Genomic DNA, 24,695 nt, shown 5'->3' on the forward strand with positions numbered 1-24,695 from the left:
CGTGACGGGCGTACGGTCGCAGGCCGAGCGGCTGCTCGAGCAGGCGACGACCGATCTCGAGGCCGGGGGAGTGTCCTCCCCCCGCCACGACGCCGAGGTGCTGCTGAGCCACGTGACCGGCGTGCCGCGCATGATGCTGCTGGGCAGCGCCCGTCCCCACGGCCTCCAAGTGCAGACCTTCCAGGCGCTCGTCGCGGCCCGCGCCTCGCGCGTCCCGCTGCAGCACCTCACCGGCTCGGCCGCGTTCCGCTACGTCGACGTCGAGGTGGGACCGGGCGTCTTCGTGCCGCGCCCCGAGACCGAGCTGTTGGCGGGCTGGGCGATCGAGCACGCGCAGGCGATCGACACGCCGGTCGTCGTCGAGCTGTGCGCCGGGGCGGGAGCGATCTCGTTGTCGGTCGTCCACGAGGTGCCCGGAGCGCAGGTCCACGCGGTCGAGCTCGACGAGCCCGCCTACGAGTGGGCGCAGCGCAACCTCGTCGGCACGGGTGTCGATCTGCGCCTCGGCGACATGGCCGAGGCCTTCGGTGACCTCGACGGTCAGGTCGACGTCGTCGTGGCCAACCCGCCCTACATCCCGCTCGACGCGTGGGAGAGCGTCGCTCCGGAGGCCCGCGACCACGACCCCGCGCTCGCGCTGTGGTCGGGCGACGACGGTCTCGACGCGATGCGCGTCGTCGACCAGGTCGCCTGGCGGCTGCTGAAGCCCGGGGGAGTCGTGGGAGCCGAGCATGCCGACGCCCAGGGCGAGTCCGCTCCGGCCGTGTTCACCCCGCGGTGGGCCGACGTGCGCGATCACCGGGACCTCGCCGACCGTCCCCGCTTCGTCACTGCCACCAAGCCGCGCCGCTAGGCTCTGACGCATCATGGGCCTCGACGAGCTGGGACTGATCGGCGCTGCCATCGCCGTGGGTCTCGGTGCGGCGGTCCTGCCGGTGTTCGTCAACGCCGAGGTCTACGTCGTCGCGATCGGCGCCACGGTCAACAGCCGGCCGTTCCTCGCCCTGCTGATCCTCATCCACGTCATCGCCACCACGATCGGCAAGGCGTTCGTCTTCCAGCTGGCCCGCAAGGGCACCAACAAGATCCGGATGGTCGAGCCGAGACCTCCCCGCAGCGCCTTCTCGGCGCGCCTGCGTCGGATCGGCCGATGGATGTCGGGCACCCGCTTCTTCCAGTGGATCAAACGGGTCAACGACTGGCTGCTGACGCTGCTCGACCGTCCCTACTCCGGCGGGCTGACGGCCTTCATGTCGTCGCTCATCGGCATTCCGCCGCTGGCGATCGTGACGATCCTCGCGGGAGCGTCGAAGCAGCCGCAGTGGCTGTTCCTGACGATGGTGTTCACCGGGCGCCTCATCCAGTTCCTCGCCATCGCCTTCCTGCTCCACCAGGTCAGCTGGTTCTGAGCCCGGCGCCTAGGATGGCCGGGTGAAGTTCGACTGCAGTGTTGACGAGGAGTTCGACCGAGGTCTGCTGGCGGCACAGGCAGCGCTCGAGGAGGGCAAGCTCGTCGTCCTGCCCACCGACACCGTCTACGGCCTGGCCGCCGACGCCTTCTCGCCGCGTGCCGTCCAGAACCTCCTCGACGCGAAGGGTCGCGGGCGCGACATGCCGCCGCCCGTGCTCGTCGGCGCGCCCACGACGCTCGACGCGCTCGCGGTCGACATCCCCACCTGGCTCCGGTCGATGGTCGAGGCCCTGTGGCCCGGGCCCCTGACGATCATCTGCCACCAGCAGCCGTCCCTGACGTGGGACCTCGGCGAGACGCACAACACGGTGGCCATCCGGATGCCCGACGACAAGCGGGCTCTCGCCCTGCTCAAGCAGACCGGCCCGCTCGCCGTCAGCAGCGCCAACACGACGGGGGAGCCGGCCGCGCAGACGATCGAGCAGGCCCAGGACATGCTCGGGGGGCGCGTCGCGGTCTACCTCGACGGCGGTCCGACGTCGTCCGGCGTTCCGTCGACGATCGTCGACGCGACGGGCACGACGCCGCGCGTGCTGCGCCAGGGCGCCGTGCCGCTCGACGTGCTCCACACGTTCAACAACACGATCGAGCCCGCCGACGAGCCCAGCACCGAAGCGCCCAGCACCGAAGCGCCCACCACCGAGCCGCCCGGTTCCGACGACTCCAGCGCCGAGGATCCGGCCTAGATGCGCGAGTACCTCGTCGTCTTCGGTATCGCGCTCGGCGTCACCTACCTGCTGGCCTCGATCGCCCGTCAGATGGCCTACCGCTTCGGTGCCGTCGCGCGGGTGCGCGACCGCGACGTCCACGCGATCCCGACGCCCTACTTCGGCGGCCCGGCGATGCTGGGCGGCATCATCGCGGCCTACCTCGTCGCGACGAACCTGCCGTTCCTCTCGCTGGCCGACGACGGCGTGTTCAAGGACGCGCAGGCGGTCGTCCTCGGTGGCGCCGTCATCTGCCTCGTGGGCATCGTCGACGACCTCTACGAGCTCGACGCCCTGAGCAAGTTCGCCGGGCAGGTGCTCGCCGGCGTGATCGTCGTGGCCCAGGGGGTGCAGTTCGTCTACCTGCCGCTCTACGGCAACTACATCGGCCTCGACCAGGTGCAGGCCATGATCTTCACGGTGCTGCTGATCGTCGGCACGGCCAACGCCGTCAACTTCGTCGACGGCCTCGACGGCCTGGCCGCCGGCATGGTCGCGATAGGCGCGGTGGCGTTCTTCGCCTACGCCTTCATCCTCGCGGTCGAGAACGGCGAGACCCGCGCGATCGCCGCGGCCCTGCTGACCGCGTCGCTCGCCGGTGCGTGCATCGGCATCCTGCCGCACAACTTCTTCCCGGCCCGCATGTTCATCGGCGACTCGGGCTCGATGCTGATCGGCTTCGTCCTGGCGTGCTCGTCGATCAGCCTGACCGGCCAGTTCCCGGCCACCGAGCTGTCCGAGGGCATCGGGGGAGCGGAGGCGAGCTTCCTGCCGGCGCTGCTGCCCCTCATCCTGCCCTTCACGATCCTGCTCGTGCCGTTCGTCGACCTGGCGCTGGCGGTGGTGCGACGCACCCGCGCCGGACGCTCGCCGTTCAGCCCCGACAAGATGCACATCCACCACCGCCTGCTCGAGATCGGTCACTCGCACCGCCGCGCCGTCCTGCTGATGTACGCCTTCGCGGGTCTCGTCGCGTTCGGCAGCGTCGTCATCAGCCTGTTCAGCGGCTGGCAGTCGATCGCCGGCTTCAGCGCCCTCGCCGTGGTGACGATCGCCGCGGTGTTCCTGCTCCCCAAGCTCGAAGAGAAGGTCTGGTCATGACCCAGCCACGTTCCACCATCGCCACGACGATCCGCTCGGTGGTCCTGCCCGTCCTGACGGTGACCGTGGTCGCCGTGGTCGTCGCCGCACTCGTCGGGGGAGCCGACTCGGCCGTCGGTGCGCTCGTCGGCGGCCTGCTGGTCGCGGTCTTCCTGAGCTCCAACACGTCGGTCCTCGAGACCACCACGAAGGCCAATCCGCAGCTCGCGCTGCTGGTCGCGCTGACCCTCTTCACGGGCAAGGTGGCCGTGATGCTGGTCCTTCTGGCGGTGTTCACGAGCTCCGACCAGGTGGCCGACCACATCGACTCCAAGTCCCTCGGTCTGACCCTCCTGGCGGCGTCCCTGCTGTCGACCGTCCTGCAAGTCGTTGCGTACCGCAATCAGCGCGTACCCACCTATGACCTGAGTAACAAGGACTGACCAGACCCTGATAGCCTCGGCACTGCGAACGGAACCCGCGCCACGCGCCTGGGTTCGTCGCACGACAATGACGCTGGCCGTATGCCCCATCGACGCAAGTCGCGGGCGACCGCGCCATGAGACAAAGGTGAATGAGTGACGCTCGCCTCGATCACGTTCGCTGGCTCCGAGAGCCCGCCGAGCCCCGGACCGGCCGACTTCGATCTGCCCGCGGTGTTCCACATCGGTGAGTTCGGCGTCACCAAGCCGATGCTGCTGGTGGTGCTGTCCGGCTTCCTGATCGTGGGTCTGTTCGCGCGGCTAGCCCGGCCCGCCGCGGTCGTTCCCGGTCGCGGCCAGTTCGCCGGCGAGCTCGTCTACGGATTCGTCCGCAACGGCATCGCCCGCGAGAACATCGGCTCGCACGACTTCATGAAGTTCGTCCCCTACCTGTTCACGATCTTCCTGTTCGTGCTGGTCAACAACTTCTACGGCCTGGTCCCGTTCATCCAGTTCCCGTCGATGTCGCACATCGGCTACCCGATCGCGATCGCCGTGATGAGCTGGATCGTCTACAACGGCGCGGGCATCGCCAAGAAGGGCTTCGTCGGCTACCTCAAGCACGAGACCGTGCCGGCCGGCATGAAGGGCCCGATCCTCCTGCTGCTGGTGCCGCTGGAGTTCCTGTCCAACATCCTGCTGCGTCCCATCACGCTGACGCTGCGTCTGTTCGCGACGATGTTCGCGGGCCACCTGCTCCTCATCCTGTTCTCCCTCGGCGGCGAGTACCTGCTGCTGCACTCGGAGAACGCCCTGCGCTACCCGGCCGGCATCGTGTCGATCCTGCTGGCGATCGCCATCAGCTTCCTGGAGATCCTCATCATGTTCCTCCAGGCGTACGTGTTCACGCTGCTCTCGTCGATGTACATCGGCGAGGCGCTGGCCGACGAGCACTGAGCAACCCCCAGACCAACAACTTCATATCCCCACCCGCGACGCTCGACCGAGCGTCACAACGAAAGGAAATGCCGTGGGAGGCACTCTCAACATGATCGGCCTCGGCCTGGCTGCCATCGGGCCTGGTATCGGCGTCGGCCTCATCTTCGCCGCGTTCGTCACCGGAGTCGCTCGTCAGCCCGAGGCTGAGGGCAAGCTGCGCCAGATCGCCATCCTGGGATTCGTCCTCGCCGAGCAGTTCTTCATCATCGCGCTCGCGCTGGCGTTCGTCCTCAAGCCGTAGCACCGCCGGACTATTTCCAACTGACAGGGTCAAGCCATGCTTTCGACAATCCTTGGTGCAGCCGGAGACGCTGCTGAGACGGAAGAGGAACTCAATCCTCTGATCCCTCACACCGCTGAGATCATCATCAGCGCTGTCGTCTTCCTCCTCATCTTCTTCCTGCTGAAGAAGATCGTCATCCCGATGTTCGAGAAGGCGTACGCGGAGCGCACTGCTGCCATCGAAGGTGGCATCGAGGAGGCTCAGGCTGCCCAGAAGGAAGCCAGGGCCGCTCTCGAGCAGTACACCGCGCAGCTCGCCGGAGCGCGTCAGGAGGCTGCGGCCATCCGCGAGGAGGCCAAGGAGCAGGGCGCGCAGATCATCGCCGAGCTGCGGGCCCAGGCCCAGGCCGAGGCCGAGCGCATCACCTCGACGGCGCACGCGCAGGTCGAGGCCGAGCGTGCTCAGGTCCTGGCTCAGCTCAAGGGTGAGGTCGGATCCATGGCCACCGCGCTCGCGGGTCGCATCGTCGGCGAGGTTCTCGACGACTCCGCGGCCCAGAAGCGTACGGTCGAGCGCTTCATCGCCGAGCTCGAGGAGTCGGCCAACTGATGCGTGGCATTTCAGCGAAGTCGCTCCAAGAGGTCCTTGCCGCCGTCGGTGCGGTCAAGGGCTCGACGGGCGACCTCGGAGCCGAGCTGTTCAACGTCGTCTCGACGCTGGACCGCGAGCCGGCGCTCCGCCGCGTGCTGACCGACCCGTCGACCGAGGCGCAGGCCAAGGCCGGGCTCGCGAAGCAGGTCTTCGGCCAGCAGGTCAGCGCCGACGCGCTGACGGTCGTCCAGGCCGCGGTCAGCGGACGCTGGGCCTCGGGCCGCGATCTCACCGACGGTCTCGAGACCGCCGGCGTGACCGCGCTGGTCGCCGCTGCTGATGCAGCCGGTGAGCTCGACGCGGTCGAGACCGAGCTGTTCGAGGTCGGCCGCTTCGTGCGGTCCGACGCCGAGCTGCGCCAGGTCGTCTCCGACCGGGCGCTGCCGGCAGCAGCCAAGGGCGAGCTGCTGGGCAACCTGCTCGGCGGCAAGGTCACCGCGACCACGCTGGCGCTGGCCTCCCAGGCCGCCGCTGCACGCACGGGGTCGTTCGAACGTGTCCTCAGCGCGTTCGGCGAGACGGCAGCGGCTCGCCGCAGCCGTCTGCTCGCCGAGGTGCGGGTCGCCTACGAGCTCGACGACACCGAGAAGAACCGCCTGGCCGCCGCGCTGGGCACGAAGTACGGACGGGACGTCCACCTCAACATCGTCATCGATCCCTCGGTCATCGGAGGCATCTCCGTCTCCGTCGCCGGCGAGGTGGTCGACGGCTCCATGTCCACGCGCCTCGAAGTCGCCCGCCGGCGTCTTGCAGGCTAGAACCACCCTCCCCGACAGCACCCTTTTCACAACCAAGAAGGCAGGCAACAACATGGCGGAACTCACGATCCGTCCGGACGAGATCCGCGACGCGTTGCAGAAGTTCGTGGCCGACTACAAGCCGAGCGCCGCTGCGACCGAAGAGGTCGGCATCGTCGCGAGCGCCGGTGACGGCATCGCCCGTGTCGAGGGCCTTCCCTCGGCCATGGCCAACGAGCTCCTCGAGTTCGAGGACGGCACGCTGGGCCTTGCGCTCAACCTGGACGTCCGCGAGATCGGTGTCGTCATCCTGGGTGAGTTCTCCGGCATCGAGGAGGGACAGACCGTCCGTCGTACGGGCGAGGTCCTCTCGGTCCCCGTCGGCGACAACTACCTCGGCCGCGTCGTCGACCCGCTCGGCACCCCGATCGACGGCCTCGGCGAGATCAAGACCGACAAGCGCCGTGCGCTGGAGCTCCAGGCTCCCAACGTCATGCAGCGCAAGAGCGTCCACGAGCCGATGATGACCGGCCTCAAGGCCATCGACTCGCTGACGCCGATCGGCCGTGGCCAGCGTCAGCTGATCATCGGTGACCGTCAGACGGGCAAGACCGCGATCGCGATCGACACGATCATCAACCAGAAGGAGTTCTGGGAGAGCGGCGACCCGACCAAGCAGGTTCGCTGCATCTACGTCGCGATCGGCCAGAAGGGCTCGACCATCGCCGCCGTGCGTGGCGCCCTCGAGGACGCCGGCGCACTGGAGTACACGACGATCGTCGCCGCTCCCGCGTCGGACTCGGCTGGGTTCAAGTACCTCGCCCCCTACACCGGCTCGGCCATCGGCCAGGAGTGGATGTACGCGGGCAAGCACGTGCTGATCATCTTTGACGACCTGTCGAAGCAGGCCGAGGCCTACCGCGCCGTGTCGCTGCTGCTGCGTCGTCCGCCGGGACGTGAGGCATACCCGGGTGACGTCTTCTACCTGCACTCGCGTCTGCTCGAGCGTTGCGCCAAGCTCAGCGACGAGCTGGGCGCCGGCTCGATGACGGGTCTGCCGATCATCGAGACCAAGGCCAACGACGTGTCGGCCTACATCCCGACCAACGTCATCTCGATCACCGACGGTCAGATCTTCCTGCAGTCCGACCTCTTCAACGCCAACCAGCGTCCCGCGGTCGACGTCGGCATCTCGGTGTCGCGCGTCGGTGGTGCAGCGATGCAGAAGTCGATGAAGTCCGTCACCGGATCGCTCAAGGTCGAGCTCGCCCAGTACCGCGCGATGGAGGCGTTCGCGATGTTCGCGTCCGACCTCGACGCCGCGTCCAAGCAGCAGCTCGCCCGTGGCCAGCGCATCATGGAGCTGTTCAAGCAGGGTCAGTACGCGCCGTTCCCGGTCGAGAACCAGGTCGTCTCGATCTGGGCCGCCTCGGCGGGCAAGCTCGACGCCGTGCCGGTCGAGGACATCACGCGCTTCGAGACCGAGTTCCTCGACTACCTCAAGCGTTCGCACAGCGAGGTTCTCGCCGCGATCCGTGAGACCGGCAAGTTCGAGGACGACAACAAGCAGGCTCTCGAGGCTGCCTACGACACCTTCACCGATCAGTTCGAGACCTCGGACGGCGGCTCGATCAAGGCCGGCCACGAGGAGTTCGAGGCCCTCGCCGACGAAGACGTCGAGCAGGAGCAGATCGTCAAGCAGAAGCGGGGCTGACGATGGCGGCATCGGTACGCGAGCTACGCGCGAAGATCAGGTCGACGCAGGCGACCAAGAAGATCACGCGCGCCATGGAGCTCATCGCTGCGTCGCGCATCATCAAGGCGCAGCAGCGAGCGGCGGCGGCAGCGCCGTACGCCCGCGAGCTCACGCGCGCCGTGTCTGCCGTCGCCACCTTCTCCAACGTCGACCACCCGTTGACGACGGAGAAGGAGAACGCCACGAAGGCGGCCGTGCTGGTCATCGCGAGCGATCGCGGTCTGGCCGGCGCCTACTCGACCTCCGTCATGAAGGAGGCCGAGCGCCTCGTCGAGAAGCTGCGTGGCGAGGGCAAGGACGTCGACCTGTACCTCTCGGGTCGCAAGGCCGAGGCGTACTACAACTTCCGCGGGCGTGAGTTCGTCCAGTCGTGGACGGGCTTCTCCGACAAGCCGGAGTACTCGCACGCGCGGGAGATCGGCAACACGCTGGTCCGTACCTTCAACATCGACGAGACCGATGAGGAGGCCATCGACCCCGCCCTCGCGGCGGACGAGCTCCACGTGGTCTTCACGCGGTTCAAGTCGATGCTGGTGCAGGAGCCGGATGTCATCCGTCTGCTCCCGCTCGAGGTCGTCGAGGGCACCGAGGCTCCCGCAGCCGACGACGTCCTCCCGCTCTACGAGTTCGAGCCGTCGGCGCACGAGGTGCTGGACGCACTGCTGCCCAAGTACGTCCACAGCCGCATCTACTACTGCCTGCTGCAGGCCTCGGCCTCGGAGCTCGCAGCACGTCAGAAGGCGATGAAGTCGGCCACCGACAACGCGCAGGACCTCATCGAGAAGTACACCCGAACAGCCAACCAGGCCCGCCAGGCCGGTATTACCCAGGAGATCAGCGAGATCGTGGGCGGCGCCAACGCGCTTGCTGACGCCTCCGCTGGGAGTGAGTGAGAGAGATGCCTACCAACACCGCAGACACCCAGACCACCGAGCTGGCCACCGGCCGGGTCGCCCGGGTCATCGGCCCGGTGCTCGACATCGAGTTCCCCAGCGATGCCATCCCGGACATGTACAACGCGCTCAAGGTCGACACCGAGGTCGCAGGCGTCAAGGAGACCCTGACCCTCGAGGTCGCGCTCCACATCGGTGACGGCCTGGTCCGCGCGATCAGCCTGCGTCCGACCGACGGCATCGTCCGCGGTGCGACGGTCACCAACACCGGCGGACCCATCACGGTCCCCGTCGGCGACCAGACCCTCGGCAAGGTGTTCAACACCACCGGTGACGTCATGAACCTCGAGGAGGGTGAGGTCTGGGAGGTCAAGGAGCGTCGTGGCATCCACGCCAAGGCTCCCGACTTCGACCAGCTCGAGTCCAAGACCGAGATGTTCCAGACCGGCATCAAGGTCATCGACCTGCTGACGCCCTACGTGCTCGGTGGAAAGATCGGCCTCTTCGGTGGTGCAGGCGTCGGCAAGACGGTGCTCATCCAGGAGATGATCGCCCGTGTGGCCCGCGACCACGGTGGTGTGTCGGTGTTCGCCGGTGTCGGCGAGCGCACCCGTGAGGGCAACGACCTCATCGTCGAGATGGAGGAGGCCGGCGTCCTCGGACAGACCGCCCTCGTCTTCGGCCAGATGGACGAGCCGCCGGGAGCGCGTCTTCGCGTCGCCCTGTCGGCCCTGACGATGGCCGAGTACTTCCGCGACGTGCAGAAGCAGGACGTGCTGCTGTTCATCGACAACATCTTCCGCTTCACGCAGGCCGGCTCCGAGGTCTCCACGCTGCTGGGCCGTGTGCCCTCCGCCGTGGGCTACCAGCCGACGCTGGCCGACGAGATGGGCGTGCTCCAGGAGCGCATCACCTCGACGCGTGGTCACTCGATCACCTCGCTGCAGGCGATCTACGTCCCGGCCGACGACTACACCGACCCGGCTCCGGCGACCACGTTCGCGCACCTCGACGCCACGACCGAGCTCAACCGTGAGATCGCGTCGATGGGCATCTACCCGGCCGTGGACCCGCTGACCTCGACGTCGCGCATCCTCGACCCGCGCTACATCAGCGCTGACCACTACAACACCGCGAACCGCGTCAAGAGCATCCTGCAGCGCAACAAGGAGCTCCAGGACATCATCGCGATCCTCGGTGTCGACGAGCTCAGCGAAGAGGACAAGACGCTCGTGTCACGCGCGCGTCGCATCCAGCGCTTCCTGTCGCAGAACACCTACGTGGCCAAGCAGTTCACCGGCATCGAGGGCTCGACGGTCTCCATCGACGAGACCATCGACGGCTTCACCAAGATCTGCGACGGTGACTACGACCACGTGGCTGAGCAGGCCTTCTTCATGTGCGGCGGTCTCGAAGACGTCGACAAGAAGTGGGAAGAAATCCAGAAGAGCCTCTGATGGCAGATCCGATTCAGATCGAGCTGGTGGCCGCCGACCGCGTCGTGTGGTCGGGCCAGGCGCGCGAGGTCATCGCCCGCACCGTCGAGGGTGACCTCGGCGTGCTGGCGGGCCACGCGCCGCTGCTGTCGCTCCTGGTCCCCGGCGTGGTGGAGATCTACCCCTTCGAGGGTGGTGACACCGTCTTCGCCGCTGTCGAGGAGGGCTTCTTGTCGGTTGCCGACAACCACGTGTCGATCCTGAGCGAGGACGCGTTCCTCGCCTCGGAGATCGACGCGGCGGCGGTCAAGGCCGACCTCGAGGCTGCGCAGAAGGACGAGGACGGCGCCGCCGTCCTGCGTGCCGAGGCCAAGCTGCGCCTCGTCGACAAGGCGTCCTGACGCACTGAGAGGGGGGATCGCCCGTGCCGCTGTGGTGGTGGTTGGTCGATGCCCTCGCGTTCGTCGTGGCGGCGCTGGTGCTGCTGGTCGTCGGGCTCCTGGTCCGTCGGCGGGTGCTCGCGCGATCCGGTGGCACGTTCGAGATGAGCGTCAACCGGGGCGCGGACGCCCAGGCGAGCGGGTGGATGCTGGGGCTGGCGGTCTATCGCGACACCGAGCTCGAGTGGTTCCGCACCTTCTCGCTGTCGATGCGACCGCGCTACCGGTTCACCCGCGGCGACGTGCGCATCGATGGGCGGCGTGAGCCGGTCGGCCACGAGGTGCATGCGATCCATGCGGGTCACCTCATCGTCGGCACCCAGAACGCCTCGGGCGTGCAGCAGTTCGCGATGAGTCCCAACGCGCTGACGGGGCTGCTGTCGTGGCTCGAGTCGTCACCGCCGGGCCAGCGCGTCAACAACGTTCTCTGACCCGCGACACGTCGTGGCTCTGAGGCGGCCGTACAGGTTCCCCGCATCTGTTGACGGTTTCACCGCTGCGGGGAGACAATCGGGTCAGTTCTTCGGGCCACCCTGCCCGTCCCCCTGGAACAAGAAGGTGTCACGTGTTCAAGCGTCTCGTCATTGCGGCATCCGTGTCGGTCGTCGCCTTCATCGGCCTTGGCCCCGGGGCCGGAGCCTCCGCTGACACCGCGACTCAGGACGTCAGCGTCAAGGCCGTCCAGTACAAGGTCAAGAGCCCCGGTCGCATCATCGACTGGGACGCACCCGCGCCGGCACCCGGCGACGGTGGTGCGACCACCCAGCGCATCGACTGGGACTGATCTAGTCGCGCTCGCCGCCGGGAACCCAGAGCACGTCGCCCTGCTCCCGGTTGGCGTGGCGCCCCAGGATGAACAGCAGGTCGCTGAGCCGGTTGAGGTACTTCGCGGTCAGCACGTTCATGGTGTCTCCGTGCTCCTCGAGCGCGGCCCACGCCGACCGCTCGGCTCGGCGGACGACGGTGCAGGCGATGTGCACCGCCGCGGCGGAGGGCGTCCCTCCGCGCAGGATGAAGGAGCGGAGCTTGGGCACCTGCTCGTTGTAGTGGTCGCACCATGCCTCGAGCCGGTCGATGTAGTCCTGCTCGACCCGCAGCGGGGGGTACTCGGGGTTGTCGACGACGGGGCACGACAGGTCTGCGCCGACGTCGAACAGGTCGTTCTGGATGCGGGTGAGCACCGTGACGACCTCGTCCTCGAGACCGCCGACCGCGATGGCGAAGCCGATCTGGGCATTCGCCTCGTCGACGTCGGCGTACGCGGCCAGGCGCAGGTCGAGCTTGCTCGTGGTGCTCATGTCGCCGAGGTTGGTGGTGCCGGCGTCGCCGGTCCGCGTGTAGATCCGGGTGAGGTTGACCATGGTGGCGATCCTAGGACGTCCATGCAATGTGAGCCATAACGCCCCGTCGAACCAGTGACCGCTCAGGTTACGGAGAGGTAACCTGACCCCCATGCCTGACAAGTCTGCGCCTGACAAGCCCTGGGTGATGCGCACGTACGCCGGACACAGCTCTGCCGCTGAGTCCAACGCGCTCTACCGTCGCAATCTCTCGAAGGGGCAGACCGGCCTCTCGGTCGCGTTCGACCTTCCGACCCAGACGGGCTACGACCCGGACCACGAGCTGAGCCGGGGCGAGGTGGGCAAGGTCGGTGTGCCGATCCCACACCTCGGAGCGATGCGACGCCTGTTCCAGGACATCCCGCTCGAGACCATGAACACCTCGATGACGATCAACGCCACCGCAATGTGGCTGCTCGCGATGTACCAGGTCGCGGCCGAGGAGCAGGGCGTCGACCCGGCGCAGCTGCAGGGCACGACACAGAACGACATCATCAAGGAGTACCTGTCGCGCGGCACGTACGTCTTCGGTCCGGCGCCGTCGCTGCGTCTGACGACCGACATGATCGCGTACACCGTGACGACGATCCCGAAGTGGAACCCGCTTAACATCTGCAGCTATCACCTGCAGGAGGCCGGCGCGACGCCCACGCAGGAGCTGGCGTACGCCCTGACGACCGCGATCGCGGTGCTCGACTCGGTGCGGGACTCCGGCCAGGTGCCGCCTGAGGAGTTCGAGAAGGTCGTCGGTCGCATCTCGTTCTTCGTCAACGCCGGCGTCCGCTTCATCGAGGAGATGTGCAAGATGCGCGCCTTCGGGCGGCTGTGGGACGAGATCACCCGCGAGCGCTACGGCGTTCAGGATCCCAAGATGCGGCGTCTGCGCTACGGCGTCCAGGTCAACTCGCTGGGCCTCACCGAGGCGCAGCCCGAGAACAACGTGCAGCGCATCGTGCTGGAGATGCTGGGCGTGACGCTCAGCAAGGACGCGCGCGCCCGCGCCGTGCAGCTGCCGGCGTGGAACGAGGCCCTCGGCCTGCCCCGTCCGTGGGACCAGCAGTGGTCGCTGCGGCTGCAGCAGGTGCTCGCCTTCGAGTCCGACCTGCTGGAGTACGACGACATCTTCGAGGGATCGGTCGTCATCGAGGCCAAGGTCAACGAGCTGATCGAGGGCGCGAAGGCCGAGATCGACCGGGTCCAGGCCATGGGTGGCGCCGTCGCGGCCGTCGAGTCCGGCTACATGAAGCAGGCGCTCGTCGGGTCGCACTCGGAGCGTCGGGCCAGGATCGAGGCCGGCGAGATGAAGGTCGTGGGCGTCAACTCCTACACCGAGACCGAGCCGTCACCCCTGACCGCCGACCTCGACGGCGCGATCATGACCGCCGATCCCGAGGCCGAGGCCAATGCCGTCGCCGACGTGCAGGCCTGGCGCGCCGATCGCGACCAGGGCGCGGTGGACGAGGCGCTGCAGCGCCTGCAGCGTGAGGCCAAGACCGAGACCAACCTGATGGAGGCGACGCTCGAGGCCGTGCGCGCCGGGGCGACTGTCGGCGAGTGGGCCGGAGCGCTGCGCGAGGTGTTCGGCGAGTACCGCGCACCCACGGGCGTGAGCGGCGTCGCGAGCATCGCCGAGGCCGGTGCCGAGCTGGCTGCCGTCCGTGAGCGGGTCCGTGAGACCGGCGAGGCGCTGGGCACCCGCCTGCGCTTCCTGGTCGGCAAGCCGGGCCTCGACGGGCACTCCAACGGCGCAGAGCAGATCGCCGTCCGCGCCCGTGACGCGGGGTTCGAGGTCGTCTACCAAGGAATCCGGCTGACCCCGGCACAGATCGTGGCGGCTGCGGTCGCCGAGGACGTGCACGCGGTTGGCCTGTCGATCCTGTCCGGCTCGCACATGGAGCTGGTGCCGGAGGTGCAGAAGGCCATGGCCGCGGCCGGTCTCGACGACGTCCCGCTCATCGTCGGCGGCATCATCCCCGACTCCGACGGCCGCAAGATGGAGGCTGCCGGGGTCGCTGCGGTGTTCACGCCCAAGGACTTCGGCATGACGTCGATCATGGACCGCATCGTCGACGAGATCCGCAAGGCCCGCGGCCTCAGCTGACCCCATTGCGGTTTACCACGGTCCCTACGGAGACCTCGTCCGCCCGGGGGAGCTGTCCCTCGGGCGGACGACGTTTGCCCCGGGCGGATCCTCGCCGCATTCGGTTTGCGTAGGGACCGTGGTAAACCGTAGGTGGGGTGGGTGGCGAGCTAGTTGAGGACGCGGAAGTCGGCAGGCAGGCCTCCGCCGGCGACGATGTCGGTCGTCAGGTCCTGCAGCGCCATGAGGGCCACGGACTGGCTGAACGGTCCGTAGGACACCCGGGCGACGCCGAGCTCCTGCATGCGGGCGAGCGGCACGGAGCCGGGAGCACCGATGAGGGTGAGCTTCTGCGGTCCCCACGCGTCGACGAACGCCACGATGTCGTCCTCCGACACCGCTCCCGGCACGAACACGACCGGTGCGCCCGCCGCGAGATAGGCCGAGCCGCGCTCGATCGCGTCGGCGAGGACGTCGGCGTGGGGGCGGTCCCCGGCCTTGACGAAGGCATCGGTACGGGCGTTGAGCACGAAGTCGATGCCCTCGGCCTGTCCGGCGGCGAGGACGGCCTCGACGGCGGCCACGGCCTCGGACAGCGGCTTCATCTGGTCCTCGAGGTTGGCGCCCACGACGCCGACGGAGATGGCCTTGCGGGCCGTCTCGCCGGGGTTGCCGTAGCCGGCCTCGAGATCGGCGGTGACCGGCAGGTCGGTCGCCGAGACGACCGTGCCGACGGCCTCGATCATGAGCTCGATGGGGATGTTCTCGCCGTCCTCGTAGCCGTAGGCCGCGGCGATCGAGTGGCTGGCGGTGGCGAGGGCCGTGACGCCCTCGACCTCGGAGACGACGCGGGCGCTGATGGCGTCCCACACGTTGACGACCTTGAGCAGCTCGGGGGCTGCGTGCAGGGCGAGGAGCTGCTGGGACTGGGCTGCCAGGAATTCAGTGTCGAGTTCGGTCATGACACCACCGTAGGAGCCCAGCCCCAGAAGGGCATCCCTGGCGTGCGGTCAGTCCGCGACGAGCCCCGCGGCGGGGGCGATCCTCGCGGCTCGCCGGGCAGGCAGCACGCACGCCGCGAGACCGGCGAGAGCCGCGACGAGGAGGATCAGCGCGATCTGCCCCCACGGCATCGTCAGGCTGGGCGATGTGGCGAAGACGCCGATCGACGCCGTCTTGACGCCGAACCATGCGTACGCCGTGCCGAGCCCCACACCGAAGACCGCCGAGACCCCCGCCATCAGCAGGGCCTCGAGCGCCAGCATCGCCCGCAGTCCTGACCGGTCGAGGCCCAGCGCCCGCAGCAGCGAGTTCTCGCGCACCCGCTCGAGCACCGAGAGGCTCAGCGTGTTGCCGACCCCGATGAGCGCGATCAGCACCGCGATCGCGAGCAGGCCGACGGTCACCGCGAGCACGACGTCGAGGATCTTCAGGATGTCGGCCCGCTCGGTCAGGCCTCCCGACACGGTGAGGTCGGAGGTCTCGCCGATCGCGCTGACCGCCGACATGATCTCGCGCGGGTCGGCGTCGTCAGCGGCGCGCAGCCACACCGCACGGGTGCTGGTCGCGCCTCCCATCGTGTCCAGCGTCGACGCGCGGACGATCGCGGCGTCACCGATGCCGGAGACGAACCGAGCCGTCATCTGCTGCGGCCCGGTGCTGGTCCGGACGGTCACGGTGGTGCCGGGCTCGTCGACGGGGAGCGCGGTGGACGACACAGGAAGCAGGATCTCGTCGGCTGCGAGCTCATCGATCGCGTCGTCGCCGTGCACCAGCGCGAGTGCATCCGGGTCGGCACCCAGCACGGTCAGCGTGTCGTCGCCGACCTCGGCGGTCCGGCCGGGCAGGGCGGCGACGCGGGAGGCCCCGTCGACGTCGCGGACCTCGTCGACGACCCGGTCGGGGACTGCTCGGTCCGCGGCGGTCACCATCAGGTCGATCGGGTGGTTGGTGTCGAGCGAGGTGTTGACCTTGTGCGAGATCGACGAGGCTCCGACGACGACGGACGTGATGAGCGTGACGCCGATGAGCAGCGCGGTCGACGTGGCAGCGGTGCGCCGCGGGTTGCGCAGCGAGTTGAGGTGCGCCAGCCGGCCGGCCAGCCCGAGTCGACGGGCGATGGGCCCCGCCGCCCGGATGGCCGTGGGCACGAGGACGGGGGTGAGCAGCAGGACACCGATGAACGAGAGCATCCCGCCGACCATGCCGACCGGAAGCGATCCGCCGATGCCCAGCACGAGCGCGGCGCCCCCGACGAGGAGCAGCACGGCTGCCGCGGCGAGGCGGACCGCGCCGGACCGCGAACGGATCTCGACGACGTCCTGAGGGTTCAGCGCGGCCAGCGGCGACTGCCCCCCGGCGCGCTGGGCCGGCGCATAGGCGGCCGCGGCCGTGACGGCGATGCCGAGCAGGGCGGGGACGAGCACCGCGCCGAGCGTCAGAGCGGGTGTTCCCATGGGTGTGTCCGGCGAGAGGCCGTGGATGAGCACGACCCCGAGGAGCGAGATGCCGTAGCCGAGCGCGACGCCGAGCAGCGAGCCGATGACACCGAGCAGGGCGCCCTCGGCCACCACCGACCGGGCGACCTGGGCGCGGAGCGCGCCCACGCACCGCAGCAGTGCCAGGTCGCGGGACCGCTGGGCCAGCAGGATCGTGAACGTGTTGGCGATGACGAGCGCTCCGACGAACAACGAGATGCCGGCGAAGACGAAGATCAGCTTCGCGAAGATGTCGATGCCCTGGGTCGCCTGCAGCCACTGGTCACGCAGGTAGGCGGCGCCGGTCATCACCGTGGCGTCGCCGGCGACCCGGTCGAGCCGGTCGGCGACCGCGCCGGCGTCGCCGCTGGTCGCGATGACGAGGTCGAGCGGGAAGCCGATCGTGTCGCGGCCCTCGAACGACGTCTCGGGCAGGTAGAGGCTCGCCGTGAGCGGGCCGCCGGCGGCCTCGACGGTGCCGGTGACGGTGAGCCGGCGGTCCTCACCGCCGACCGAGAGCGTGACGGTGTCGCCGACCGACACGTCGTGCGCCGTCGCGCTGCTCGTGGACAGGGCCACCTCGTCGTTCGACGACACCGACGGCAGGCGCCCCGACGCGGCCTGCTGCCAGCGCAGGGCCGGAGCAGTCGCGATGCTGCCGAGCGAGACGTCCTGGGGGCCGTCGGGGAACCGGACGCCTGCGTACGACGCCCAGCTGGTCGCGACGGCCGCGACGCCGGGATCAGCCGCGGCGCGACGGGCCAGCGTGGCGAACGCCGTGGGCTCACCGGCGCCGGTCACGGCCACGTCGGCACGACCGTACTGCTGGGTGACGGCCTGGCGTGAGCCCTCCCGGGCGGCGGCGCTCAAGGCGTTGATCGAGACGATGAAGCCCGTGGCGATGACGATCGCGAGGAGGGCTGCGACGTAGCGGCGGGCGTACGTCCGCATGGAGGCGATGATCACGGTGCGCACGGTTCACCCGCCGATCGAGCGCAGGGCGTCGAGGATGTCGTCCTGCGACGGGTCGTCGATCTGCCCGGCGACACGGCCGTCGGCGATCACGACGACCCGGTCGGCATACACCGCGGCCGACGGCTCGTGCGTCACCATGACGGTCGTCTGGCCGAGCTCGCGGACGGAGCGGCGCAGGAACCCGAGCACCTCGGCGCTGGTCCGGCTGTCGAGGTTGCCGGTCGGCTCGTCGGCGAAGACGATCTGCGGCCGGCTGATCAGCGCCCGGGCGATCGCCACGCGCTGCTGCTGTCCGCCCGAGAGCTGTGACGGTCGATGGCCGAGCCGGTCGCCGAGGGCCAGCACCGTGACCAGCTCGTCGAACCAGGCCCAGTCCGGGTCGGCACCGGCGAGGTCGAGGGGGAGCAGCATGTTCTGCTTCGCAGTCAGCATCGGCAGCAGGTTGAAGGCCTGGAAGACGAAGCCGACGTGGTGCCGGCGAAAGCGGGTGAGGTCGTTGTCCGACATCGTCGCGAGCTGCTGGTCGCCGACGACGACGTCACCGGAGGTGGCCTGGTCGAGCCCGGCGAGGCAGTGCATCAGGGTCGACTTGCCCGAGCCCGACGGCCCCATGATCGCGGTGAAGCGGCCGCTCTCGATCGTCAGGTCGACGCCCGCGAGGGCGTGCACCTGGGCCTCGCCGGTCCCGTAGACCTTGGTCAGGCCGCGGGCCTGCGCGGCGATGCCGGGGACCGTCGGGCGGTGGTCGAGGACGTGAACGGTGTTCATGGAGCTCCTGGTGCGTGAGGCGATGTCGTCCCCACCACGCTAGGAAGATCGGGCGCGTCGATCGTCAGCCCCGAGGCCCGTCCTGCGGGCGCCGCGTCATACCTGGGTCGTAGTCACGGACCGGGGGAGACCAGACCCGTGTCGTAGCCGAGCACGACGAGCTGCACCCGGTCGCGCGACCCGGTCTTGGCCAGGACACGACCGACGTGGGTCTTGACCGTGGCCTCCGCGAGGAACAGGTCGGTGGCGATCTCGCCGTTGGACCGGCCGTGAGCGATGAGTCCGAGGACCTCCCGCTCCCGCTCCGTCAGGGCGGCCAGGCGTGGGTCGTCGTCGGGGTCAGGGGGAGCGGCACTGCCGAGGAAGCGCTCGAGCATCCGGCGGGTCGCGCTGGGTGCCACGACGGCGTCGCCTGCGTGGACGTCGCGGATCGCGCTCAGCAGGACCTCGGGCTGCGCGTCCTTGAGCAGGAAGGCCGAGGCGCCGGCGTGCAGGGCGTTGTAGACGTACTCGTCGAGGTCGAACGTCGTCAGCACGACGACCCGGGGCCGGTCGGCACGCGCGGCCAGCACACGGGTGGCCTCGACCCCGTCCATGCGGGGCATGCGCACGTCCATCAGCGCGATGTCGGCGGACGTCACGGCGAGCTGCTCGGTGGCGGCGACGCCGTCACCGGCCTCGCCGACCACCACCATGTCGTCCTGGGACTCGATCAGCATGCGGAACCCGGCCCGGACGAGCTGCTGGTCGTCGACGAGGAACACGCGGATGGCGCTCACGACGTCACCACCGGCACGACGGCGCGCACGCGGAAGCCCCCACCGGGTCGTGGGCCCGCCTCGACCTCACCCGCGTGCACCGCGATGCGCTCGCGGATGCCCAGGATGCCGTGGCCCTGGCCGTCGTCGGCCGTGGCGGCGCCCCGACCGTCGTCGTCGACCTGGACCTGGACGGCGTCGGCCGTGACCTGGACGTCGACCGAGGCGGACACCTCGGGTCCCGCGTGCTTGAGCGTGTTGGTGAGCGCCTCCTGGACGATCCGGTAGGCCGTGAGGCCCGTGGCGGCGTCGAGGCCGTCGAGCGGCCCGGCGACCTGCAGGTCGATCGTGAGACCGCTGTCGCGCAGCTGCTGCACGAGCTCGGGGATGTCGCGGGCGCCCGGCATCGGCGCGAGGGCCGGGTTGCTGTCCTCGTCGCGGAGCAGGCCCAGCAGCTTGCGCATCTCGGTCAGGGACGACCGGCCGGTGGCCGAGATCGTCCGCAGCGTCTCGAGCGCCTGCTCGGGTCGCTTCTGCGCGGCGTAGAGAGCGCCGTCGGCCTGGACCACCATCACCGACAGGCTGTGGGCGACGACGTCGTGCATCTCGCGCGCGATGCGTGCTCGTTCGGCGGCCGTGGCGATCTGCGTCTGCTGGGCGGCGTCACGCTCCAGCTGGGCGGCCCGGTCCTCCAGGCTCGCGACGTACGCCCGTCGGGTCCGGGCGAGGTAGCCGAGCAGCCACGCCGCGAACACCATCGTGGCGAGGGTGATGAAGGCGAAGAACAGGGTGTTGATGTCGTAGACACCGTTGGACCACTGGAACGAGGCGATGACGGCGCCGAGGAACCCGGTCGCCAGTCCGGCCCAGACGGCCCAGACGGGGCCGTAGGCCGCGATCGCGTAGAGCCCCAGCAGCAGGGCGACGTCGCCGTAGCGCGGGCCGGGCTCGGAGGCCACCTGCACGAGCAGCCCGAGGCAGATGAGGGTGAAGGACGCCACCGTCGCGCGCCGCCGCAGCGCCAGCGGGGCGAGCAGGGCGATGTCGAGCAGGAAGATGTCGTCGCCCTGCACGCCGAGCAGCACGAGTGGCACGAAGATGAGCACGGCGACGAGCAGGACGTCGAGCCAGGCGGAGTCGAGTCGGCGCAGCAGCTCGGATCGGTCGCGCATGCCGACCACCCTAGTTCGGTGCGCTCCTCGCGTCGTCCACCCACGGGATGAGCCTGAGGCAAGCCATTCCTTCGTGGCGGCGCTGCGCGCAGGTGCCCTAGGCTCGAGGCGTCGTCAGGCGGCGATCTTGCTCTTGGACTTCGAGCCCTTCGAGACCTTGACCAGCTTGCGCTTCTTGACGGTGTAGCCCGCAGGAAGCGTGCCTTCCTTCATCATCCTCAGAGGGCAGCGCTTGCAGGCAGGCTTGTCGCTGCAGCACTTCTTCTTCGGTGGCTTGGGCATGACGACAACGGTACCAGTGTGAGGTGAGGCTCGCCTTATGCGCGACAATGGGAGCATGGGACACATGGCAGCACCAGCATTCGTCGAGCGGCTCAACGAGCAGATCGGCCACGAGTTCGCCGCACACCAGCAGTACGTCGCCATCGCGACCTACTACGACGCCCTGACGATGCCCCAGATGGCTGCGTTGTTCTACCAGCAGGCGCAGGAGGAGCGCGACCACGCCATGATGATGGTCCAGTACCTCCTCGACGCCGACCACACGCCGACGATCCCGGCGCTGCCGGCTCCCCGCGTCGACTTCGGCGACGTCATCGAGCCCGTCGCCGCAGCGCTGGAGCAGGAGAGGCGCGTCACCGAGCAGATCAACGACCTGACGCGCATCGCGCGCGACAACAACGACTTCGCCTCCGACCAGTTCATGCAGTGGTTCATCAAGGAGCAGGTCGAGGAGCTCTCCAAGATGAGTGACCTGCTGGCGGTCGTGACCCGCTCGAAGGACGACTACGAGCGCATCGAGGACTGGGTCGCCCGCGAGGACCAGGGTGGCGAGTCCGACCCGACCGCGCCGCGCATCGCCGGTGCGTAGGAGCCTTCTGGCGCTCGTCGCCCTCGCAGCCCTCACCGGCTGCGGCTCGGGCGACGGGTCCGACGGCGGCAGCGACGCTGCAGGCGGGGGAGCCGGGACGGGCGCCGCCGACGATGCCGCGACGTCGCTGACGATCGTGGTGACCCTCGACGAGGGCGTCGAGCCCAAGACCTACACGCTGACGTGTGACCCGGCCGGCGGCGACCACCCGCAGCCGGAGCAGGCCTGTGACGCGATCGCGGCAGCCGGCACCGAGGTCTTCGAGCCGGTCGGTGCCGACCAGGCCTGCACCGAGATCTTCGGCGGCCCCCAGGTCGCGACGGTCACGGGCACCTATGACGGCTCGGACGTCGATGCGACGTTCAGCCGTCAGGACGGTTGCGAGATCGACCGCTGGGAGAAGCTCGGCGCCACGGTCTTCGCCGTCCCCCTGCAGTGACCCCTGCCCCCCGGGGCGGTGGATCTGCCACCGTTACGCCCGGTGGCCGGAGCAGCGGTGGATCTGCCACCGTCGAGACGCCGTCTCGGCCTGTGAAGGTGGATCTTCCACCGCAACGGACCCGTTGAGGTGGCAGATCCACCGTCACAGGGATGGTGAGGTGGCGAATCCACCTGTCCCGGGGCGGTGCTAGAACAGGCGGAGGCTCGGGTCGTCGATGCCGCGGAGCTCGTCGTAGTTGACGACGACGCACTCAATGCCGCGGTCAGTCGCCAGCACCCGCGCCTGGGGCTTGATCTCCTGGGCGGCGAAGATGCCGCGCACGGGGCGCAGCGCGGGATCGCGGTTCATGAGCTCGAGGTAGCGGGTCAGCTGCTCGACGCCGTCGATGTCGCCGCGGCGCTTGATCTCGACCGCGACCGAGGAGTTCGTGGCGTCCTTGCAGAGTAGGTCGACCGGCCCGATGGCGGTCATGTACTCGCGACGGACCAGGCTCATGCCCTCGCCGAGCGTCGTGGTGTGCTCGGCCAGCAGCTCCTGCAGGTGCTTCTCTACGCCGTCCTTCTGCAGGCCCGGGTCGATGCCGAGCTCGTGCGCGGTGTCGTGCAGGACCTCCTCGATGCGGATGCGCAGCGTGTCGTCGGTCTTGCCCGCGGTGACGGTCCACTCGGCCACGCCGTCGTCGGCAGTGCCCTCGCGGAGGGTGCAGGGCGGGCTCATCCAGTTGAGCGGCTTGTAGGAGCCGCCGTCGGAGTGGATCAGCACCGAGCCGTCGTTCTTGACCATGATCAGCCGGGTGGCCAGGGGCAGGTGGGCAGCGAGCCGTCCTGCGTAGTCGACCTGGCAGCGGGCGATGACCAGCCTCACTTCACCCTCGTGGCGGTGCCGAGGGTGAACACGAGCGTGTCGCCCTTGATCGTGCCCTCGTCGGTGTCGCCGTCGTCGCCGACCAGCGAGATGGTGTCGCCCTCGACGGAGTACTTGCCGGTGCGGAAGTCCTCGATGCCCATGTAGTCCTGGACGAAGGTGCCGTCCTCGATGAGGTGCAGCACGTAGTCCTCGGCGGGGATCTCCCAGTCGCCGCGGACGGCGACCGCGCCGTCGGTGGTCGGGTCGACCGAAGGAGCCTCGGAGGTGATGGCCGGCGTGGGCGTCGAGGTCGTCGGCGACGTGACGTCGTCGGAGACTGCGTCGGACCCGCACCCGGCCAGAGCCGTCAGAGCGATGCCGATGCCGGCTGTGGCCATCGTCATACGTCGTTTCATCGTTCTCCCATATTGACCAGCGGCGGTGTCACGTTAGTGTGTCACGACCGCTTTATTACTGAGGAGTAGCCATGCAGGAAATCGTCGATCGCCTTGCAGCCGGGGACCCGGCCGCCGACATCGCGCGGAAGCTTCTGCTGCCGTACCTCAACCACGCCGCGACGATGTACGAGAGCGGCTACGCCACCGCGCCCGACATCGACGCCGCGATGCGCTTCGGCTGTGGCTACCCGATCGGTCCGCTCGCCCTCGTCGACGCCCTCGGCGCCCAGTCCGTCGCGACCGGTCTCGACAAGCTCTACGCCGAGACGGGCGACGAGCTGCACCAGCCCGCAGCCGTCCTGACGACCCAGGCCGCCGACGGCACGACGTTCGCCGCAGCCGCAGCAGCCGGTGGCGACGCAGCCCCGCAGCTGCGCCACGAGATCAACCGGGTCGGCGTCGTCGGCACCGGCACGATGGCCTCGGGCATCGTCGAGGTCTTCGCCAAGGCCGGCTACGCCGTGACGTTCGTCGGACGCGGCGACGACAAGATCGCCGGCGTCGTCGCCGCGATCACCAAGAGCCTCGACAAGGCTGTCTCGCGCGGCAAGCTCGACGAGGACGGCAAGTCCGCGGTGCTCGGACGCCTGACCGGTGCGACCGAGCGCGAGGCGCTGGCCGACGCCGACATCATCGTCGAGGCCATCGCCGAGGACCTTGACATCAAGCTCCAGCTCTTCGCCGACCTCGACCGCATCGCCAAGCCCGGCGCGATCCTGGCCACGACCACGTCGTCGCTGTCGATCAACGCCTGCGCCGCCGCGACGAAGCGCCCGCAGGACGTCATCGGCATGCACTTCTTCAACCCGGCCGCGATCATGAAGCTGGTCGAGGTCGTCACGGCCGACGAGACGTCGGTGGAGGTCGACGAGACGGTGCGCGCCCTGTGCCTCGCCACCGGCAAGCACCCCGTGTCGTGCGGCGACCGCGCCGGGTTCATCGTCAACGCCCTGCTGTTCCCCTACCTCAACGACGCGATCAAGCTCACCGAGGCCGGCGGCGGCTCGCTCGACGAGATCGACGAGGCCCTCAAGGCGACGCTGCTGCCGATGGGTCCGTTCCAGCTGCTCGACGTCGTCGGCAACGACGTGTCGCTCGCGATCCAGCAGTCGCTCGTCGGCACGTTCGGCCACGCCGGGTGGCAGCCCGCGCCCACGCTGGAGCGCCTCGTCGCGGAGGGCAAGCTCGGTCGCAAGACCGGAGCGGGCTTCCACACGTACTGAGAGGTGAAAAGTCACGGCCGTCGTCCGTGATCTTTTTTCTCTGCGAGGCCGGTAACTCCGTGTTGCCGGCCTCGTTGCTCTGTGCGGGGGATCGACGCGCAGACAGGAGCGGCCATGACGTTGACCTCCCGGGTCGTCGCCGTCGCGCGGATGGTCCGAGCCGTCACCCTGGGTCTCGCGCTGTCGATGACGCTCGGGTTCGTCGCCGTCCAGGCCTTCTCGTCACAGTACGGTGACCGGGGCGTGACGACGGTGCTGATCGACTCCCGGTCCGACGACACGATGTTGACCGCGGCGATCGCGCGGCAGGAGTCGGCCGGGCTCCGCTGCTCGGAGAGCCCGACGCTCACCGACGTCATCCTGTTCCAGCGCGAGCAGGGGGCCGAGGTCACGGTGATGACGTTCGACGAGGCCATCACCGCCTCGGCGTCCCGTCTGGGCTGGATCCGCCGCTACTGCGTCTGAGCCCG

At 69.1% G+C, this 24,695-nt stretch carries 29 protein-coding genes; 20 read left to right on the forward strand and 9 right to left on the reverse strand.

Annotated elements, in window-relative coordinates; all coding sequences use genetic code 11:
* Position 1: 1 nt before the first annotated feature.
* The 15 genes from prmC (at position 2) to HQK15_RS09545 (ending at position 11,599) form a co-directional block, all read left to right on the forward strand.
* On the forward strand, positions 2–853 hold the full coding sequence (prmC, locus tag HQK15_RS09475) for a peptide chain release factor N(5)-glutamine methyltransferase (RefSeq protein ID WP_367649127.1): 852 nt from the start codon (positions 2–4) through the stop codon (positions 851–853).
* 13 nt (positions 854–866) lie between these two features.
* Positions 867–1,409: a VTT domain-containing protein gene (locus tag HQK15_RS09480; protein WP_173491233.1), complete on the forward strand. Its 543-nt coding sequence runs from the start codon at positions 867–869 to the stop codon at positions 1,407–1,409.
* Positions 1,410–1,431: 22 nt separating this feature from the next.
* Positions 1,432–2,157 (forward strand): L-threonylcarbamoyladenylate synthase, encoded by a 726-nt coding sequence (locus HQK15_RS09485; RefSeq protein ID WP_173491234.1) that lies wholly within the window; start codon positions 1,432–1,434, stop codon positions 2,155–2,157.
* On the forward strand, positions 2,158–3,279 hold the full coding sequence (locus HQK15_RS09490) for a glycosyltransferase family 4 protein (RefSeq protein WP_173491235.1): 1,122 nt from the start codon (positions 2,158–2,160) through the stop codon (positions 3,277–3,279).
* Positions 3,276–3,701: a Cg1360 family ATP-synthase-associated protein gene (locus HQK15_RS09495; RefSeq protein WP_173491236.1), complete on the forward strand. Its 426-nt coding sequence runs from the start codon at positions 3,276–3,278 to the stop codon at positions 3,699–3,701. Before HQK15_RS09490 ends, HQK15_RS09495 begins: the two co-directional genes overlap by 4 nt.
* Before the next feature lie 135 nt (positions 3,702–3,836).
* The gene (gene atpB, locus HQK15_RS09500) at positions 3,837–4,637 is read left to right on the forward strand and encodes a F0F1 ATP synthase subunit A (RefSeq protein ID WP_367649128.1); all 801 of its coding nucleotides are present in this window, start codon (positions 3,837–3,839) and stop codon (positions 4,635–4,637) included.
* 73 nt (positions 4,638–4,710) lie between these two features.
* Complete coding sequence (locus HQK15_RS09505; RefSeq protein ID WP_367649129.1) at positions 4,711–4,920, forward strand: ATP synthase subunit C-like protein; 210 nt, start codon at positions 4,711–4,713, stop codon at positions 4,918–4,920.
* Positions 4,921–4,956: 36 nt separating this feature from the next.
* The gene (locus HQK15_RS09510; RefSeq protein ID WP_173491237.1) at positions 4,957–5,511 is read left to right on the forward strand and encodes a F0F1 ATP synthase subunit B; all 555 of its coding nucleotides are present in this window, start codon (positions 4,957–4,959) and stop codon (positions 5,509–5,511) included.
* Positions 5,511–6,311 (forward strand): F0F1 ATP synthase subunit delta, encoded by an 801-nt coding sequence (locus HQK15_RS09515; RefSeq protein ID WP_173491238.1) that lies wholly within the window; start codon positions 5,511–5,513, stop codon positions 6,309–6,311. The genes HQK15_RS09510 and HQK15_RS09515 overlap by 1 nt, the downstream gene beginning before the upstream one ends.
* A 52-nt stretch (positions 6,312–6,363) precedes the next feature.
* Positions 6,364–8,004 carry a F0F1 ATP synthase subunit alpha gene (atpA, locus tag HQK15_RS09520; RefSeq protein WP_173491239.1) on the forward strand — a complete coding sequence of 547 codons (1,641 nt, stop codon included), beginning with the start codon at positions 6,364–6,366 and terminating at the stop codon, positions 8,002–8,004.
* 2 nt (positions 8,005–8,006) lie between these two features.
* Complete coding sequence (locus tag HQK15_RS09525) at positions 8,007–8,939, forward strand: F0F1 ATP synthase subunit gamma (protein WP_173491240.1); 933 nt, start codon at positions 8,007–8,009, stop codon at positions 8,937–8,939.
* Between the two features lie 5 nt (positions 8,940–8,944).
* Positions 8,945–10,396 carry a F0F1 ATP synthase subunit beta gene (gene atpD, locus HQK15_RS09530; RefSeq protein ID WP_173491241.1) on the forward strand — a complete coding sequence of 484 codons (1,452 nt, stop codon included), beginning with the start codon at positions 8,945–8,947 and terminating at the stop codon, positions 10,394–10,396.
* On the forward strand, positions 10,396–10,776 hold the full coding sequence (locus HQK15_RS09535) for a F0F1 ATP synthase subunit epsilon (protein ID WP_173491242.1): 381 nt from the start codon (positions 10,396–10,398) through the stop codon (positions 10,774–10,776). Before atpD ends, HQK15_RS09535 begins: the two co-directional genes overlap by 1 nt.
* A 23-nt stretch (positions 10,777–10,799) precedes the next feature.
* Positions 10,800–11,246 carry a DUF2550 domain-containing protein gene (locus HQK15_RS09540; RefSeq protein ID WP_173491243.1) on the forward strand — a complete coding sequence of 149 codons (447 nt, stop codon included), beginning with the start codon at positions 10,800–10,802 and terminating at the stop codon, positions 11,244–11,246.
* A gap of 134 nt (positions 11,247–11,380) precedes the next feature.
* A complete protein-coding gene (locus HQK15_RS09545) occupies positions 11,381–11,599 on the forward strand; it encodes a hypothetical protein (protein WP_173491244.1) in 219 nt (72 codons plus the stop codon).
* 1 nt (position 11,600) lies between these two features.
* Here HQK15_RS09545 and HQK15_RS09550 read toward each other — a convergent pair whose 3' ends face one another.
* Positions 11,601–12,176: a cob(I)yrinic acid a,c-diamide adenosyltransferase gene (locus HQK15_RS09550; protein ID WP_173491245.1), complete on the reverse strand. Its 576-nt coding sequence runs from the start codon at positions 12,174–12,176 to the stop codon at positions 11,601–11,603.
* A gap of 91 nt (positions 12,177–12,267) precedes the next feature.
* Here HQK15_RS09550 and HQK15_RS09555 point away from each other — a divergent pair, with 91 nt between their 5' ends.
* A complete protein-coding gene (locus tag HQK15_RS09555) occupies positions 12,268–14,256 on the forward strand; it encodes a protein meaA (protein WP_173491246.1) in 1,989 nt (662 codons plus the stop codon).
* Positions 14,257–14,405: 149 nt separating this feature from the next.
* Here the strand turns inward: HQK15_RS09555 and HQK15_RS09560 are convergent, their stop codons facing one another.
* The 6 genes from HQK15_RS09560 to HQK15_RS09585 form a co-directional block, all read right to left on the reverse strand.
* Positions 14,406–15,197, reverse strand: coding sequence for an isocitrate lyase/PEP mutase family protein (locus HQK15_RS09560; protein ID WP_173491247.1), 792 nt, complete (start codon positions 15,195–15,197; stop codon positions 14,406–14,408).
* A gap of 48 nt (positions 15,198–15,245) precedes the next feature.
* On the reverse strand, positions 15,246–17,678 hold the full coding sequence (locus tag HQK15_RS19100; RefSeq protein ID WP_217361572.1) for an ABC transporter permease: 2,433 nt from the start codon (positions 17,676–17,678) through the stop codon (positions 15,246–15,248).
* Between the two features lie 12 nt (positions 17,679–17,690).
* On the reverse strand, positions 17,691–18,455 hold the full coding sequence (locus HQK15_RS09570; protein ID WP_173491249.1) for an ABC transporter ATP-binding protein: 765 nt from the start codon (positions 18,453–18,455) through the stop codon (positions 17,691–17,693).
* A gap of 113 nt (positions 18,456–18,568) precedes the next feature.
* Positions 18,569–19,234 (reverse strand): response regulator, encoded by a 666-nt coding sequence (locus tag HQK15_RS09575; protein WP_367649130.1) that lies wholly within the window; start codon positions 19,232–19,234, stop codon positions 18,569–18,571.
* Positions 19,231–20,385 carry a sensor histidine kinase gene (locus tag HQK15_RS19105; protein WP_173491250.1) on the reverse strand — a complete coding sequence of 385 codons (1,155 nt, stop codon included), beginning with the start codon at positions 20,383–20,385 and terminating at the stop codon, positions 19,231–19,233. The genes HQK15_RS09575 and HQK15_RS19105 overlap by 4 nt, the downstream gene beginning before the upstream one ends.
* 114 nt (positions 20,386–20,499) lie before the next feature.
* Positions 20,500–20,667: a hypothetical protein gene (locus HQK15_RS09585; RefSeq protein WP_173491251.1), complete on the reverse strand. Its 168-nt coding sequence runs from the start codon at positions 20,665–20,667 to the stop codon at positions 20,500–20,502.
* Between the two features lie 64 nt (positions 20,668–20,731).
* Here HQK15_RS09585 and HQK15_RS09590 point away from each other — a divergent pair, with 64 nt between their 5' ends.
* The gene (locus HQK15_RS09590) at positions 20,732–21,256 is read left to right on the forward strand and encodes a ferritin (protein WP_173491252.1); all 525 of its coding nucleotides are present in this window, start codon (positions 20,732–20,734) and stop codon (positions 21,254–21,256) included.
* Entirely contained in the window at positions 21,249–21,695 is a 447-nt protein-coding gene (locus HQK15_RS18575) for an SSI family serine proteinase inhibitor (protein ID WP_173491253.1), read from the forward strand. The genes HQK15_RS09590 and HQK15_RS18575 overlap by 8 nt, the downstream gene beginning before the upstream one ends.
* Positions 21,696–21,884: 189 nt before the next feature.
* Here the strand turns inward: HQK15_RS18575 and nucS are convergent, their stop codons facing one another.
* Both nucS and HQK15_RS09605 read right to left on the reverse strand, forming a co-directional pair.
* Positions 21,885–22,562, reverse strand: a complete 678-nt coding sequence (gene nucS / locus HQK15_RS09600; protein ID WP_173491254.1) for an endonuclease NucS — start codon at positions 22,560–22,562, stop codon at positions 21,885–21,887.
* Positions 22,559–22,948, reverse strand: coding sequence for a hypothetical protein (locus HQK15_RS09605; RefSeq protein ID WP_173491255.1), 390 nt, complete (start codon positions 22,946–22,948; stop codon positions 22,559–22,561). Before HQK15_RS09605 ends, nucS begins: the two co-directional genes overlap by 4 nt.
* Positions 22,949–23,031: 83 nt before the next feature.
* Between HQK15_RS09605 and HQK15_RS09610 the strand changes: the two genes are divergently transcribed.
* A complete protein-coding gene (locus HQK15_RS09610; protein ID WP_173491256.1) occupies positions 23,032–24,225 on the forward strand; it encodes a 3-hydroxyacyl-CoA dehydrogenase family protein in 1,194 nt (397 codons plus the stop codon).
* A 114-nt stretch (positions 24,226–24,339) separates the two neighbouring features.
* On the forward strand, positions 24,340–24,690 hold the full coding sequence (locus HQK15_RS09615) for a hypothetical protein (protein WP_173491257.1): 351 nt from the start codon (positions 24,340–24,342) through the stop codon (positions 24,688–24,690).
* Positions 24,691–24,695 lie beyond the last annotated feature (5 nt).

Source organism: Aeromicrobium stalagmiti, assembly GCF_013283745.1.
GTDB lineage: Bacteria > Actinomycetota > Actinomycetes > Propionibacteriales > Nocardioidaceae > Aeromicrobium > Aeromicrobium stalagmiti.